The following is a 13,868-nucleotide window of genomic DNA, read 5'->3' as shown; positions in this document are numbered from 1 at the left end:
GTCCGGTGCTCGTGCCCGTATGTGCTGATGAGGCCTTGTCGAGAGCGTGCGCGGTTGGAACTGTCCGGGTTGCCTTCGGGCCACCTGCGTTCCGTAGCGGAACTGTTGCCAAGGTCACACTTGCCGCCTCGCTCGAGGTCACGGCCGTATGCACACCGCGAACGGAATCTTCGGAATAATGGAAGTGTCGGCGTGTCGCCGCAGTTGCCGCGGGAGGGCCCTGAATCGGGCTGGTTTGACCTTGGCAACGGTGGTAAGTAACCTCGAACGGTCACCCGCTGGTGGTGATCGCTTCGTGCTGGCTACATATGTCAGGTCGGAACGGTCTTCCAAGCCACAACGAGTGAAGCTGATTGTTCTGTACCTGTTGTATCCAAAGGCGCCGTAAGGCGTCGATCACTGAATGACGCCGGGAGGCGTCAATGAACTTCGAGGAGTGTTGACCGTGGCCAAGGGCAAGCGGACGTTCCAGCCGAATAATCGCCGCCGCGCGCGTGTTCACGGCTTCCGTCTTCGTATGCGTACCCGTGCGGGTCGTGCAATCGTTTCGGCGCGTCGCCGTAAGGGCCGCGATTCCCTCACCGCCTGATCTGATTTCGAGTTCAGGAGCTCGGGGTGTTGCCTGAGCCGTTCCGGTTGCGTCGCCACGCGGATTTCTCCGTGGCGGTGCGACGTGGACGTCGTATGGGAAGACGCGACCTTGTCGTGCACGCGTTCGATCGCGAGCAAGTAGAGGCGCTGGTAGTAACAAATCACGGTCCCCGGTTCGGGCTGATCGTGAGCAAGGCTGTCGGGCCGGCGGTGATTCGACATCGAGTCGCACGCCGGCTTCGTCATATCTGTGCAGATTTCGTCGGACAGGTTTCACCGGAGACAGACGTGGTTATCCGCGCACTTCCGGGTGCAGCTACCGCCAGTTCAGCCGAACTGGCCAAGCAGTTGCGCGGGGGCCTGACCAAAATGAACCTATTGGTGTCGGTAAGTGAAGAGCCATGAGTACTCCGCTCTCTGAGCAGATCGAGACTCCCAGAGCCTCCCGTGTCATCACGGTGTTGAAGGCTGTGCGTCGCGCTCCCGCCACTGTTCTCATCTTCTGTATCGAGTTGTACCGGACGTATGTGTCGCCCTTGAGGATGCCGACCTGCCGGTTCACCCCCACCTGCAGTGAATACGCAGTCGAAGCGCTGCGCACTCACGGGGCGATCAAAGGCCTTTTCTTGACTGTGGTGCGGTTGGCGAAGTGTGCCCCCTGGCATTCTGGAGGGTGGGACCCTGTCCCTGCCCGTCGTGACCGTGATGCGGGTAGCCGCCATAGCTGTCCGGAAGCACGCGCAGCGTGTCACAGTCCGACGGACGAACAGAGGAGTACTTAGAGCCGTGCTCAATTTCATCTACTATCCGGTATCCGCGATTCTGTGGGTCTGGCACAAGGTCTTCGGGTTCATTCTCGGCCCGGACAACGGAATAGCCTGGGCGCTTTCCGTGGTGTTCCTGGTGTTCACCTTGCGTGCGGTTCTGTACAAGCCGTTCGTGAAGCAGGTCCGCACGACGCGTCAGATGCAGGAACTGCAGCCACAGATCAAGGCATTGCAGAAGAAGTATTCGGGCGACCGTCAGCGCCAGGCCGTCGAGATGCAGAAGCTCCAGAAGGAGCACGGATTCAACCCGATCATGGGCTGTCTCCCGGTCTTGGCTCAGGCTCCGGTGTTCATTGGTCTGTTCCACGTCCTGCGCTCGTTCAACCGCACCGGCACCGGCATGGGCCAGCTGGGCATGAGCGCCGAGGACAACCTCAACACCCCGAACTACGTCTTCTCGGCCACTGACGTCCAGTCGTTCCTGGATGCTCGTCTGTTCGGCGCGCCCATCTCGGCCGCGATCACGACGCCGGTTGCGCAGCTTCAGGCCTACGTCACCGAGAACGTTCCCGAGCTTCCGTCACGGCTGAACATCATTCTCGTGGCCGCTCCGCTGATGATCATCGCCAGCATCGCGACGCACTTCAACTCACGCGCTTCTGTTGCCCGTCAGAGCGAAGCAGCTGCCGCGAACCCGCAGTCCGCGATCATGAACAAGCTCGCCCTGTACGTCTTCCCGCTCGGTGTTCTGGTCGGTGGACCGTTCCTTCCGATCGCGATCCTCCTGTACTGGGTGTCGAACAACATCTGGACCTACGGTCAGCAGCACCTCGTCTTCCGCAAGATCGACGCGGAAGAAGAAGCCAAGAAGCAGGAAGCGATCACTCGCCGCAACGACAATGCGCCCAAGCCCGGTGCCCGTCCTGATCCCAGCAAGAAGAAGGGATCTCCGGCTGCGCTGAAGACCGCGGATTCAGCCGACGACGACGGTGACGCCCCGGAAGTTTCGCTCAAGAAGCCACAGCCGAAGCCCTCGGGTTCCGGTGGTGGTTCCACGTCGAAACCCAAACAGAACCGGCCACAGAGCAACCGCGGCAACTCCCCCAAGCGCAATAAACGGCGCTGATCCAGGAAAGAGAACGACCAATGTCCAGTGAAGCTGACATCGTTGTGGATGGAGAGAACGCAGACGTGAGCACCGAGACCACTGCGCCGGTTACCGATGTGGATGTAGACATCGACGATTCCGATGACGATTTGATCGAAGAGGGCGAGATCGCCGGCGACTACCTCGAGCAGTTGCTCGACGTGCTCGATTTCGACGGAGACATCGACCTTGACGTCGAGGGCGATCGGGCGATCGTCAGCATCGACGGCGGCGACGACCTGACCAAGCTTGTGGGACGTAAGGGTGAGGTTCTGGATGCTCTCCAAGAGCTGACTCGTCTGGCTGTTCAACAGTCGACCGGCGAGCGCAGCCGCTTGATGCTCGACATCGCCGGATGGCGGGCGGGCCGCCGCGAGGCACTCAGTGCTCTCGGTGCGGAAGCTGCACAGCGTGTTCTCGAGACCGGCGAACGCGAAGAGCTTGCTCCGATGACGCCGTTCGAACGCAAGATCGTGCACGACGCCGTCGCCAAGGTCGCCGGTGTTTCCAGCGAGAGCGAAGGCGCTGAGCCGTCTCGTCGAGTGGTTGTCCTCAAGGACTGACACTCCCCCCTGATCGAATGCGGGCCCCGGATTTTCCGGGGCCCGCTTTTGTGTCCGAGAGTGTTTCACGTGAAACCGAATCCGGCGCCACGGTGAAGGTCTGCCTATCGTTGTCGACATGTCCAACGAGCGGTCCGGATTCTCTCTCAGATTGATGACCCTTGGGGCCTTGATAGGGATGCTCGTGTGCGGCCTGAGCTATTGGCCCGTGGTCTTCGAACTACAGCAGAAGATGGAAGTCCAGTCCTTTCCGCCGGGCGGTCTGAAGTATTGGCTCTGCTGGTTGTTGCCGCTGGGAGTAGTCGCCGTCGTATTCATTCCACTTGCACTGGCATGGCGATCCGGAAGACCGGTCATGCTCAGCTTCGCGATTGCCTTCTTGTTCGTCGGGGGTGCACTGTGCATGTTCGGATATTCGATCGACAACATGCCGTACTACATGTGAGCCCCTCCCCTCCCCCAGACCGAATAGTCGGCCTTCGTTTCACGTGAAACCGGATCGATGGTTGTTGCCCGAGCCCTCGAACTCCGACTCAGATTGCCACCACAATGGATCCCCGACCTGACGTCGTCAGGCCTGCTGGCAAGGTCGCCACCTCGGCGCTGGCATCCGATGACCGACAACCCGCGAGCCCTCACTTTGACGGCCCCCGGATTGGGGCGTCGTCAACAACGATCACGAAGGAAGTAGCATCCGCACATGCACGTCGACATCGAAGGCGCCACCCGGATTGCCCGCCTCGCCGCAGAATTTGACTGGACCTGGTCCGTCGACGACCTGGAACCCTTCTGCGCACAGGCTGGATGGGAGGTCGTTGAATTGGATCAGACCGGCGCCTCGATTCGGACCGGACTCCGTGTTGGTCAGTCCGAATCGATAATGTTCGGGCGGCAACACAGAATGAATTGGATCTCGATCTTCGTCACGGACGTGGCAGATGACGCTACGCCCATGACAGTGGTGCGCCCGCTGCTGGACGAAGGGTTCACGAACCTCGATGTGGCATTTACCGCACTCCTGGGGACAGCCACGAGCGCCGAACCCGAACCAAAGACAGCTCTCCGGTGGGACCTGCCGAAAGCGGTCATTTCACTGCACCTGGGTGTCAATGCGATCGACTTGCGTCTGACGAGTCCGGGATATCAGGCATGGGTGGATGAGCCCGAACCGGAGTACGAGGACGAGGACTAGCGATCGAGGTCGGCGAGATCGCATCCGGTGCGGGAACAGGTTTGCGCGCTCCTCACACGAATCGGACCACTCACATCGAATGGGCTTCGTCGCCACGCAAAGTCGATGATGTTGTTGCGGGCTTCGGGGTGAGATCGGCGGCGACTACTTTGCCAAGCAAACCGGAATCGACATCGCCTACACGGGCTCCGGTCCATACACTGCGGACCGCGTCGGGGTAATCATGGGACCGCCTTGAGTTCGGTTGACTCGCGGGGTGTGCGATCGGCGTCGCGCCCACACCTGCTGCTGGTCTCGTCATGAGGGCGGATCCGGACTGTTCGAGGTGGAAGGACTTCGCTGTGCCCGGATCGAACTCGTAAGCGGTGATCTTGTTGGTTCCGGGTTCGGTATGCACCAACAGGTAGTCCTTGCCGTCCAACAACTCCCGCACCAAGCGCGGATCTTAATCGCGCAGAGCCTAGGCGCAGGAATTCATCCTGCGCATCGGGCAGGTCCCCTGCTCGACTTTGATCTTCCCGCCGACACCGGTATCCACATCGAAGGCGAACTCTCCATGCGCATCCTGTGGTGCGAAGCTCCTTGGATTGATTCGCGGTTTGCGATGCCAAGTCTTCGGTGTCCCGCAACAGGGGTGTCAAGCCGACGGATGTATCGCTCGCAACAACCGGCGATGAGATACCGAAGCTGTCCGAGATCTGGAATCGAAGTCTGTTTTCCGAGTCGACCTACAGAGAGGATCTGACTGACCGAGTCCGTTCTGCAGTCCGACGTCGGCGATCTTTTGCAACGACTTTTTCATCGAAAATTGGTCTTTTTGGGTCAGAATTCCATCCATGTAACTACCCATGGCAGTTTCGTCACTGTGATGATACTAAGAATTGCGCTCCTATCTGCATTCGATCGCCCGGCTATGTTTCACGTGAAACGCGTCAGAATTGGAAGACTTATCAGCGCGATGTTTCACGTGGAACGTGAACCCCTCCCCTCCCCCGCTTGAATTTTGGGCCGAATACTTCCCAAAGAATGAACGAGTCGGCAGACTCACAGCGAGTCGGTGTGCAGAAGCGAACACATGTCGGCTCCAGAGCGGATAATGATTTCGGTCTTGATTGTTGATTTCGCGGTTTACGCGGGAGGATGTTTCACGTGGAACAGAATGGTGCGGCGTCGGTTGACTGGGACGAACAAGAGACTGCGCGCGCAGTGTTCGGTGACAGATATGAGATCGCGGAACGGTATTACCAATCCCTGGCGACGGATGGTGTCGAGCGCGGGCTCATTGGTCCCCGTGAAGTCCCTCGACTGTGGGAGCGTCACCTTCTCAATTGCGCCGTCATCGGTGAGTTGATTGCCGAAGGCGAGTCGGTTGTGGACGTTGGAAGCGGCGCCGGCCTACCCGGTATCCCTCTCGCAATCGCCCGCCCGGACTTGAAGGTGACTCTGGTCGAACCGTTGCTTCGACGCTCGGTGTACCTCGCGGAGTTCATCGAGTCCAACGGATTGGACGTATTGGTTGTCCGAGGGCGAGCCGAGGAATCGGGTGTTGTGAAGGAAGCGGGCGGCGCGGATGTAGTCACCTCGCGAGCTGTGGCGCCTCTCGAGAAGCTCGCACGTTGGTCCCTCCCACTCATTCACGAGCACGGCCGGATGTTGGCACTCAAGGGTTCGAGCGCCTCCGAGGAGATCGAGCGAGACCGTACGGCGCTCACCAAGTTGGGCGCAGGTAAGTTGGAAATACTCGAATGCGGAGCCAAGATTCTCCGCACCCCCACTGTTGTGGTGAAGGCCGAACGTCTCCCGAAGCGCCGCCAGCGTTGATGATTTACACGCATGCAATCGAGAGCAATGTACAGATGATGAGAGCACCTAGTGATCGATTCCCAATCGAAGGAGCAGTCAATGTCGGGTCGATCTGAATCCGCCGTTTCACGTGAAACACCGAAGCAGCACACGAGTGCGGGTGCGGATCAGATCGTCAACGACGACGACAATTTCACCGCCCCCTACGCGGCGATCTCCTCGGAGGAGACCCCCATCGGGGCGGCCGCGCATCGAGCGAGCCAAGTGCTTCATCCCCATTCGGTGACGCTGCCGAAGCCGGCGTTCCGCCGCGTGATCACCATCGCGAACCAGAAGGGTGGCGTCGGCAAGACGACGACCACGGTGAACCTTGCGTCGGCGCTCGCTCTTCAAGGGCTCACTGTCCTTGTGGTCGATTTGGACCCTCAGGGCAACGCCAGCACCGCTCTGGGCGTCGTCCATACCTCGGGCACCCCGTCGAGCTACGAGCTGCTCATAGGCGAAGTGAAGGCCCCGGAGGCGATCCAGACCAGCCCGCACAGTGAGCGCCTTCTCTGCATCCCGGCAACGATCGATCTGGCGGGCGCCGAGATCGAATTGGTCTCCATGGTTGCCCGCGAGAATCGACTCAAAGGCGCGCTCAACGACAAGGTGCTCGCAGAGCTTGACGTCGACTTCGTCCTCATCGACTGCCCGCCCTCGCTGGGACTGCTGACCGTCAACGCGATGGTCGCTGCCAAGGAAGTTCTGATCCCGATCCAGTGCGAGTACTACGCCCTCGAGGGGGTCGGTCAGTTGCTCCGCAACATCGAACTCGTCCAGGCTCATCTCAACCCGGATCTGCATGTCTCCACCGTCCTTCTGACGATGTACGACGGGCGCACCAAGCTGGCCGACCAGGTCGCCGAAGAAGTACGCAAGCACTTCGGTGAGGCCGTTCTGCGCGCTGTGATTCCGCGCAGCGTGAAGGTGTCCGAGGCTCCCGGATACGGGATGACAGTTCTCGACTACGACCCGGGTTCGCGTGGCGCCATGAGTTACCTCGACGCCGGCCGTGAACTTGCCGCCCGCTCTGCCACCACGACGACCCAGGAGCAGTGAGATGAGTCAAGCACGCAAAGGTGGATTGGGCCGCGGCTTGGCTGCTCTCATCCCCACTGGGCCGGCCACGGCGCCGGGTCTGGGATCGGCTGCAGCGGACGTCGTAATCGGCGTCGACAAGCGCAACCCCTCCCCTCCCCCACCGACCAAGGCGGCCCCGAAAACGCAGAAAGCCACCAAGGCGTCGGCTGCGAAGGCTCCGGTGGAAGCTGAGCCGGAGACCGAACTCGAGCCGACCGGCGCGGTCTATCTCGAGATCGAACCGAGCCTGATCGAGACGAACCCGAAGCAGCCTCGCAGCGTTTTCGACGAGGAAGCACTCGCGGAGTTGGTTCACTCGATCCGCGAGTTCGGATTGATGCAGCCGATCGTGGTCCGTCGTCACGGTGACAAGTACCAACTTGTCATGGGTGAGCGTCGCTGGCGCGCGAGCCAGGAAGCCGGGCTGGAGAAGATTCCGGCGATCATTCGTGAAACAGATGACGACTCGATGCTGCGCGACGCGCTCCTCGAGAACATCCATCGAGTTCAGTTGAACCCCCTCGAGGAGGCAGCGGCGTATCAGCAGCTGCTCGAGGAGTTCGAAGTCACCCACGAAGAATTGGCCAATCGGATCGGACGTTCGCGTCCCGTCGTGACCAACATGATTCGTCTGCTGAAGCTGCCGGTGGCGGTTCAGCGTCGCGTTGCGGCTGGAGTACTTTCGGCCGGCCATGCTCGCGCACTGCTGTCCCTCGAGGCGGGTGCCGACGCTCAGGAGGTCATGGCGGCGCGCATCGTCGCGGAAGGAATGTCTGTTCGCGCGACGGAGGAAGCAGTCACTCTGGCCAACCGGGCGGATAATGAGATCGCTCCCCCACAGAAGCGCAAGCCCATCGTGATGCCGGGTCTGCAGGATGTGGCCGAGCGGTTGTCGGACTCGTTCGACACTCGGGTGACTGTCAGTCTGGGCAAGCGGAAGGGAAAGATTGTGGTCGAATTCGGCTCGGTCGACGACCTACAACGCATCGTCGGAATGATGGAAGCACAGAAATCCAAGTAGAGAACTCGGATGCCCGTTTGGTGACGTAATCATGATGACCGGGCACACCACCTATTTTCGTCACTGTGACAAATCTAGGTGGTCCGAGCTTCTCGAAATCTTGAACCGGGACGAAAGATGTTGAACAGCAATATATTAGGGCGATCAACTCTCGTGCCACTGCCGACTTGTCGTAGCTGGCCTATCCTGGAGAAGAGAAAAGCAGCGGGCGAGCATCAAAACCGCTTCGGGGACCTACGGAGAGTGAGTTAGTCAGTGTCGACTCACGTCATCACCTCTCTCACACTCGACAGCCTCGATCAGCTTTCCGCCCATGCGCGCCGATGCGTGTTCTGGGAGATGGACCCGGGCGCGCTTCACGACGCCCGAGGATTCTGTGATCAGGAATTCGAGAAGGAAGCCTGGCTGTCGATGGTCATGCTCGAGTGGGGTTCGTGCGGACAGGTCGCCGTCCGCGACGGAAAGCCGCTCGGCAGTGCGTTGTACGCCCCTCCCCGCATGATCCCGCGCGCGCAACTGTTTCCCACCAGCCCGGTCAGCTCGGACGCAGTGCTTCTGACAAGCCTTCGCCTCGAGCCCTCGGGCATAGAGGAAGAACTAGGGCCGAGCCTGCTGGCCGCTGTCGTGACAGATCTGGTCCGACGAGGAGTTCGTGCGCTCGAGGCATTCGGTATCCGTAGCGACGACTTGGGACCTGCTTCCGACGTGGCCAGTGCAACGGCAGCTCTGGAATGTTCACCCGCAGAATGCATGATCAGTGCCGAGTTCCTCGAGGACTACGGTTTCGAGGTCGTGGCACCGCACCATCGCTATCCGCGGCTTCGTCTCGAACTCAATCGAGATCACGAATGGAAAGTCGACGTCGAAGAAGCCCTCGACCGTCTACTGAAGGCCGCAGCTCTCGAAATGGTGGAGATCAGCGAACTCGCCAGAGTGTGAGCAGGTGCCGACCGCAGGATCTACGAAATGCGGTCGGCTACCGAAAGTTCTTCTGCGAGAAGCTCGGCGAAGGTGAAGGTGCCGGTCGGCTGATCGTCTTGACCCAGCAGGTACAGCCGCTTGACCGAGATCAAGATGGCTTCGGCGATGGTGTCACGCATCCGCGGATTCGTCAGTACCGCAACGTCGGACGCGTTGGACAGGTAGCCGAGGTCGATCTGTACTGTCGGCATGTTGGTCAGGCGCAACAACTCCCACGTTCGACCGTGAGTTCTGCAGTCCCGCAACGGAGTTCGCGCAACGATCTCGCGCTGAACAAAACCGGTCAACACCTGACCGATCATCGAGACCGAACCGTGCGAATTTCCGAAGTGGAAGCTCGCGACGCCGTTCGCCGACGGGCTCGAGTTGCTGTCGCAGCGCAGGGAGATCATCAGATCGGCGTCGAATGCGTTGGACGTCAGCGCGCGCTCGGCCTCGCTCGGATCGGCGTTGTGCGGGCGGGAGAGGAAGGTTTCCATCCCGGTTGCTGCCATCCGCCCCTCGAGGCGCATAGCCAGATCCCACAGGATGTCGGCTTCGGAGATGCCGTTGACGATGGTGCCGGTGGACGGACCACCGAGGCCTGGATCGATGACGATGCGCTTGCCGCCCAGCTGTGGGCCCTTGCGCCTCACCAGCTCCTCTTCGCTGATCGCGTGCGGCGATCCGCCGGTGACGCGAGTTCCCAGCAGTTCCAGCGAACGCAGTGTCTGCGGTCCGCAGATACCGTCGGCGGCGATCCCGATTTCACGCTGGAAAGACGAGAGAGATTCGTGGGTCTGCGGGCCGAAGAAACCGTCGACCCGACCTGCGTAGAAGCCGAGGTCCTGCAGTTTGGCCTGCAGAGCTGCGACGTCGTCGCCGTACAGCGGCGCAGAAAGCTGGTAAATCAACGTACGGGCGCCCAGGCGGTACGAGGCCTCGCGAAGTGACCGATAGGTGGCCGGGCCCACGATGCCGTCGACAAGGAGCCCACGCTGCTGCTGGAAGGCGCGAACGGCGCTGTCGAGTTGATGATCGAAGATGGCGTCGGGTGCAACCCAGTGGGCACCGTCGGCGCTTTCACGTCGAATACCGGAAGTTCCGTGATGGAGGTATCCCAGCTTCGTCAATGTGCCCCGAATCTCGGCGACGGCCGGGCCGTGATCGCCGTGTCGGAGTCTGTGCATGCGTGAAAGCCTCTCGGATCGGTTAACGAATTCGATCGATGTGCCTGGTCGTAGACCCGATCAGGCACATCGATCGATTATCTCAGAAATTCTGTGGATTGCGAGAATCCACGATGCTCATCCAGCCGTCAGAGAACGTCTGCGAGGTCCTTGAGCAGTGCGGCCTTGCCCTTGGCGCCGACGATCGTCTTGATCGGCTTGCCGTCCTTGAACAGGATCATCGTCGGGATCGACATGACCTGGAAATCGCGGGCGGCCGCCGGGTTGGCGTCGATGTCGAGCTTCGCGACGGTCAGCTTCTCGCTGTTCTCGCCAGCGATCTCCTCGAGTACCGGGGCGACCATCTTGCACGGGCCGCACCAGGTTGCCCAGAAATCGACCAGAACGGGCTTGTCGCTGCCCAGGACGTCCTGCTTGAAGGAATCGTCGGTGATGGTGACGGTATTCGACACTGTTACTCCTCGAGGGTTGGGTACGACAGCTTGATGAATCAGGGAGCGCCGACGACGTCGACCGTGTGGCCGGCTGCGTCGAGCGTGTTGGCGGTGATGTCGCCGCGGTCGGCCAGCCAGCGTTCGGCGTCGATTGCTGCGGAGCATCCGGTGCCGGCAGCGGTGATCGCCTGACGGTACGTGTGATCGACCAGGTCACCGGCAGCGAAGACGCCGTCGACGGAGGTCGCGGTGGAACCGGGAGCGACGCGCACGTATCCGGCGTCGTCGAGATCGACCTGGCCCTTGACGAGCTCACTGCGCGGGTCATGGCCGATGGCGACGAACATGCCGGTGATCTCGAGTGTGGAGGTCTCACCCGTGACGGTGTCACGAACGACGAGCCCGGTGACGCTGTTCTCGCCGAGGACCTCGACGGGCTCCGCGTTGGTCAGGAAGCGGATCTTCTCGTTGGCCTTGGCGCGCTCGAGCATGATCCGTGAGGCGCGGAATTCCTCGCGGCGGTGCACCAGGGTGACCGAGCGAGCGAAGCGGGTCAGGAAGGTTGCCTCTTCCATCGCGGAGTCGCCGCCGCCGACCACGACGATGTCCTGGTCACGGAAGAAGAAGCCGTCGCAGGTGGCGCAGGCGCTGACGCCGCGGCCGAGGAGGCGTTCTTCACCGGGAATGCCGAGGTAACGGGCTGCCGCGCCCATGGCGAGGATGATCGCGTGCGCGGCGTACGTTTCGCCGTTCGCGACGACCGTCTTGATCGGGCCGCTGAGATCGATCTCTTCGACGTCCTCGGTGCGGATGTCGGTATCGAAGCGAAGTGCCTGCTCACGCATCTGTTCCATCAGGTCGGGGCCCATGATTCCTTCGCGGAATCCGGGGAAGTTCTCGACCTCGGTGGTGGTCATGAGGGCGCCACCGAACTGGGTTCCCTCGAACAGCAGGGGCTGGAGCTCAGCGCGCGCGGTGTAGACACCAGCGGTGTATCCGGCCGGTCCGGAACCGACAATGATGACGTCATGGACCGCGGGCGTGTTTTCCAGCTGGGTGGTCATGCGAGCCTTCCAATAGTGAGTGCAGACCCTCCGCTTCTTGGAGAGCCGTACCGATCAACACCAGGATAAGGGGTGTTGTTCCCGCACTCCGCTGGAAAGTGGCTCACAGCCGGCAGCTCACAGCGCGGGACTCACGGGGCGGGGCGCGGTGCCTCCCGAACCACAAGCGCGTCCCGAACCACACAGCGCGTGCCGGTGTAGATGGTGGGCATGCACTTGTTGCAGTGGATACACAACCCCTCGTCGACGCTCTCGGCTTGGAATTTGTTGACCAGTTGTGGGTCCCTGAGGAGCGCACGCGCCATGGCGACGAATTCGAATCCTTCATCCAGTGCGTGCTCGATGGTGTCGACGCGGTTGATGCCGCCGAGCAGGATCAGTGGCATCCTCAGCGCCTGTCGGAACTGACGGGCGAAGGGCAGGAAGAAGCCCTCCTCGAACGGGTACGTCGGAAAGAGTTTGGGACCGTAGAACTTCAGCCCGTACCCGACGAGTTTGGGTTGGGAGGCGACAAACTCAGCCAGTGGGACCTCGCCGCGGAAGAAGTACATTCCGTTGAGAAGTGAACTACCACCGGTCAATTGCATCGCGTCGAGGTGGCCGTCGGCTTCGAGGATCTGGGCGATCGGCAGGCTCTGGTCGAGCCACAGACCTTTCGGCACCCCATCGGACATGTTGAATTTCGCGGTGACCGCCACGCTGGATCCAGCGGCCCGTCGCACCGCTTCGACGACTCGACGCGGATACTCGGCGCGCTTGGCGACGCTGCCACCGTATCGATCGTGGCGCTTGTTCAGATTCGGGCTCATGAACGAACTGAGGAGGTAGTTGTGGCCGAGATGGACCTCGATGGCGTCGAATCCTGCGTCCACGGCGACACGGGCGGTCCGTTCGAAGTCGGAGACGACACCGTCGAGTTCGGCAAGTGTCGCGCCTTTGACGAGGCCCATCGCGGGCGGACTCAGCCGGGTCGACGGCGCCAGAGTTTTCGTCTTGTTGGAGAGCGTGTTGGCGACCAGTCCAGCGTGGCCGATCTGCGCCGCAGCAAGTGCGCCTTCGGCGTGGACGGCGTCGGTCAGTCTGCGTAGTCCCGGCAGCGCGCGCTCGTCCATGACAAGGGTGTCGCGGTGGACTCGTCCACCTGGTGAGACGGCGCAGTAGGCGACAGTGGTCATCGCGGCCCCGCCGCGGGCCACCTCGGCGTGGAAGTTGATCAGATCGTCCGAGACCGCTCCCCGGGGCATGACGCCCTCGAACGTTGCAGCTTTGACGATGCGGTTGCGCAAGGTCAGAGGGCCGAGACGTGCGGGTTCGAATATCGACGGTGTGGGCGCTGTGGTCATTTTCAACTTCCTGCGGCGGCCTGATCTTTACGATGCCAGTGGACTCGTAACTACGACGATATAGCGCCTACTGCCAATCTGTCCGACAATTCGACACGATGAATGCCACAGGATCAGGTCGCCCACGAGACCCACGCATCGACGACACAGTCCTCGAGGTCACCCGAGCGATGCTCCTCGAGGTCGGTTGGGATCAACTCAGTCTCCGGGCGATCGCGGCACGGGCAGGGGTCAGCCGAGCCTCGATGTCGCGGCGATGGCCGTCGAAGGCACATCTTGTTCTCGGGTCGATCCTGGGGGCGACACCGGACCTGACACCGTTCGAGGGCACCGATCGCGACGGCTGGATCCGTTGGGTGGTGGAGGGAAGTGCTCAGCTCTTCTCCCGTCCCGAGGTTCGCGCCGCGTCGCCAGGATTGCTGGCGGCCCTGCGCGACCACGACGACCTGCGCAACGAATTGTGGCGCGGGTTCAGTGGACCGAGTACGCAACTGTTCCTTCAGAACGCCGAAGATCCTGAATCGGCACTGCTCGATGCCAAGGCCGTGCTGGTTCTGGCGGCCGGGGCAGCGATGTTTTCGAGTCTGATAGCGGTCGAGGACGATACAGATGCGCTACGCGAAAGAATCCTCGAGCTCTTACTCCCGGCGGCATCGCCGCGCTGACCGTCG

Annotated in this window: 17 protein-coding genes; 12 read left to right on the top strand and 5 right to left on the bottom strand. The window is 61.3% G+C overall.

Annotated features, from left to right (window positions below):
- The first annotated feature begins 445 nt into the window (after positions 1-445).
- The 7 genes from rpmH (at position 446) to AC1Q6C_RS09895 (ending at position 4,260) form a co-directional block, all read left to right on the top strand.
- The gene (gene rpmH, locus AC1Q6C_RS09925) at positions 446-589 is read left to right on the top strand and encodes a 50S ribosomal protein L34 (protein WP_003942540.1); all 144 of its coding nucleotides are present in this window, start codon (positions 446-448) and stop codon (positions 587-589) included.
- Positions 590-615: 26 nt separating this feature from the next.
- Positions 616-996 carry a ribonuclease P protein component gene (gene rnpA / locus AC1Q6C_RS09920; protein ID WP_003942450.1) on the top strand — a complete coding sequence of 127 codons (381 nt, stop codon included), beginning with the start codon at positions 616-618 and terminating at the stop codon, positions 994-996.
- A complete protein-coding gene (yidD, locus tag AC1Q6C_RS09915) occupies positions 993-1,373 on the top strand; it encodes a membrane protein insertion efficiency factor YidD (RefSeq protein ID WP_007729147.1) in 381 nt (126 codons plus the stop codon). The genes rnpA and yidD overlap by 4 nt, the downstream gene beginning before the upstream one ends.
- Positions 1,374-1,377: 4 nt before the next feature.
- On the top strand, positions 1,378-2,484 hold the full coding sequence (yidC, locus tag AC1Q6C_RS09910) for a membrane protein insertase YidC (protein WP_047272669.1): 1,107 nt from the start codon (positions 1,378-1,380) through the stop codon (positions 2,482-2,484).
- Positions 2,485-2,504: 20 nt separating this feature from the next.
- A complete protein-coding gene (locus AC1Q6C_RS09905; protein ID WP_003942504.1) occupies positions 2,505-3,068 on the top strand; it encodes a Jag family protein in 564 nt (187 codons plus the stop codon).
- Between the two features lie 118 nt (positions 3,069-3,186).
- Positions 3,187-3,513, top strand: a complete 327-nt coding sequence (locus AC1Q6C_RS09900) for a hypothetical protein (protein ID WP_054781443.1) — start codon at positions 3,187-3,189, stop codon at positions 3,511-3,513.
- Between the two features lie 255 nt (positions 3,514-3,768).
- Positions 3,769-4,260 (top strand): DUF6301 family protein, encoded by a 492-nt coding sequence (locus tag AC1Q6C_RS09895; RefSeq protein WP_047272667.1) that lies wholly within the window; start codon positions 3,769-3,771, stop codon positions 4,258-4,260.
- 70 nt (positions 4,261-4,330) lie between these two features.
- Here AC1Q6C_RS09895 and AC1Q6C_RS09890 read toward each other — a convergent pair whose 3' ends face one another.
- Positions 4,331-4,693 carry a hypothetical protein gene (locus AC1Q6C_RS09890; RefSeq protein WP_003942456.1) on the bottom strand — a complete coding sequence of 121 codons (363 nt, stop codon included), beginning with the start codon at positions 4,691-4,693 and terminating at the stop codon, positions 4,331-4,333.
- A 707-nt stretch (positions 4,694-5,400) separates the two neighbouring features.
- On the opposite strand from AC1Q6C_RS09890, the gene rsmG reads away from it, so the two are divergent.
- From rsmG to AC1Q6C_RS09870, 4 genes are all read left to right on the top strand, one after another.
- The gene (rsmG, locus tag AC1Q6C_RS09885) at positions 5,401-6,081 is read left to right on the top strand and encodes a 16S rRNA (guanine(527)-N(7))-methyltransferase RsmG (RefSeq protein WP_039973059.1); all 681 of its coding nucleotides are present in this window, start codon (positions 5,401-5,403) and stop codon (positions 6,079-6,081) included.
- Between the two features lie 81 nt (positions 6,082-6,162).
- The gene (locus tag AC1Q6C_RS09880; RefSeq protein WP_003942510.1) at positions 6,163-7,164 is read left to right on the top strand and encodes a ParA family protein; all 1,002 of its coding nucleotides are present in this window, start codon (positions 6,163-6,165) and stop codon (positions 7,162-7,164) included.
- A gap of 1 nt (position 7,165) precedes the next feature.
- Positions 7,166-8,206, top strand: a complete 1,041-nt coding sequence (locus AC1Q6C_RS09875; protein ID WP_007729136.1) for a ParB/RepB/Spo0J family partition protein — start codon at positions 7,166-7,168, stop codon at positions 8,204-8,206.
- A 255-nt stretch (positions 8,207-8,461) separates the two neighbouring features.
- Complete coding sequence (locus AC1Q6C_RS09870) at positions 8,462-9,145, top strand: hypothetical protein (RefSeq protein WP_007729135.1); 684 nt, start codon at positions 8,462-8,464, stop codon at positions 9,143-9,145.
- 20 nt (positions 9,146-9,165) lie between these two features.
- Here AC1Q6C_RS09870 and AC1Q6C_RS09865 read toward each other — a convergent pair whose 3' ends face one another.
- The 4 genes from AC1Q6C_RS09865 to nox form a co-directional block, all read right to left on the bottom strand.
- The gene (locus AC1Q6C_RS09865) at positions 9,166-10,356 is read right to left on the bottom strand and encodes an N-acetylmuramoyl-L-alanine amidase (RefSeq protein ID WP_003942558.1); all 1,191 of its coding nucleotides are present in this window, start codon (positions 10,354-10,356) and stop codon (positions 9,166-9,168) included.
- Positions 10,357-10,484: 128 nt separating this feature from the next.
- Complete coding sequence (trxA, locus tag AC1Q6C_RS09860; protein ID WP_003942530.1) at positions 10,485-10,808, bottom strand: thioredoxin; 324 nt, start codon at positions 10,806-10,808, stop codon at positions 10,485-10,487.
- A 38-nt stretch (positions 10,809-10,846) separates the two neighbouring features.
- On the bottom strand, positions 10,847-11,854 hold the full coding sequence (trxB, locus tag AC1Q6C_RS09855; RefSeq protein ID WP_003942521.1) for a thioredoxin-disulfide reductase: 1,008 nt from the start codon (positions 11,852-11,854) through the stop codon (positions 10,847-10,849).
- Between the two features lie 131 nt (positions 11,855-11,985).
- Complete coding sequence (gene nox / locus AC1Q6C_RS09850) at positions 11,986-13,197, bottom strand: 4,4'-dithiodibutanoate disulfide reductase (protein WP_007729131.1); 1,212 nt, start codon at positions 13,195-13,197, stop codon at positions 11,986-11,988.
- Positions 13,198-13,295: 98 nt separating this feature from the next.
- Here nox and AC1Q6C_RS09845 point away from each other — a divergent pair, with 98 nt between their 5' ends.
- A complete protein-coding gene (locus AC1Q6C_RS09845) occupies positions 13,296-13,862 on the top strand; it encodes a helix-turn-helix domain-containing protein (protein WP_003942539.1) in 567 nt (188 codons plus the stop codon).
- Positions 13,863-13,868: the final 6 nt, after the last annotated feature.

It is taken from the genome of Rhodococcus sp. MT28 (genome assembly GCF_058792695.1).
The sequence above is the reverse complement of the archived record's forward strand: the minus strand, read 5'-3'. Positions and strand labels throughout refer to the sequence as shown.

Bases quoted from the DNA above. Each gene is read 5' to 3' on its own strand.
- nox (WP_007729131.1), bottom strand. From the start codon at position 13,197: ATGACCACAGCGCCCACACCGTCGATATTCGAACCCGCACGTCTCGGC.
- AC1Q6C_RS09905 (WP_003942504.1), top strand. From the start codon at position 2,505: ATGTCCAGTGAAGCTGACATCGTTGTGGATGGAGAGAACGCAGACGTG.
- rsmG (WP_039973059.1), top strand. From the start codon at position 5,401: ATGTTTCACGTGGAACAGAATGGTGCGGCGTCGGTTGACTGGGACGAA.
- AC1Q6C_RS09845 (WP_003942539.1), top strand. From the start codon at position 13,296: ATGAATGCCACAGGATCAGGTCGCCCACGAGACCCACGCATCGACGAC.
- AC1Q6C_RS09895 (WP_047272667.1), top strand. From the start codon at position 3,769: ATGCACGTCGACATCGAAGGCGCCACCCGGATTGCCCGCCTCGCCGCA.
- AC1Q6C_RS09880 (WP_003942510.1), top strand. From the start codon at position 6,163: ATGTCGGGTCGATCTGAATCCGCCGTTTCACGTGAAACACCGAAGCAG.
- trxB (WP_003942521.1), bottom strand. From the start codon at position 11,854: ATGACCACCCAGCTGGAAAACACGCCCGCGGTCCATGACGTCATCATT.
- yidD (WP_007729147.1), top strand. From the start codon at position 993: ATGAGTACTCCGCTCTCTGAGCAGATCGAGACTCCCAGAGCCTCCCGT.
- AC1Q6C_RS09900 (WP_054781443.1), top strand. From the start codon at position 3,187: ATGTCCAACGAGCGGTCCGGATTCTCTCTCAGATTGATGACCCTTGGG.
- AC1Q6C_RS09875 (WP_007729136.1), top strand. From the start codon at position 7,166: ATGAGTCAAGCACGCAAAGGTGGATTGGGCCGCGGCTTGGCTGCTCTC.
- AC1Q6C_RS09865 (WP_003942558.1), bottom strand. From the start codon at position 10,356: ATGCACAGACTCCGACACGGCGATCACGGCCCGGCCGTCGCCGAGATT.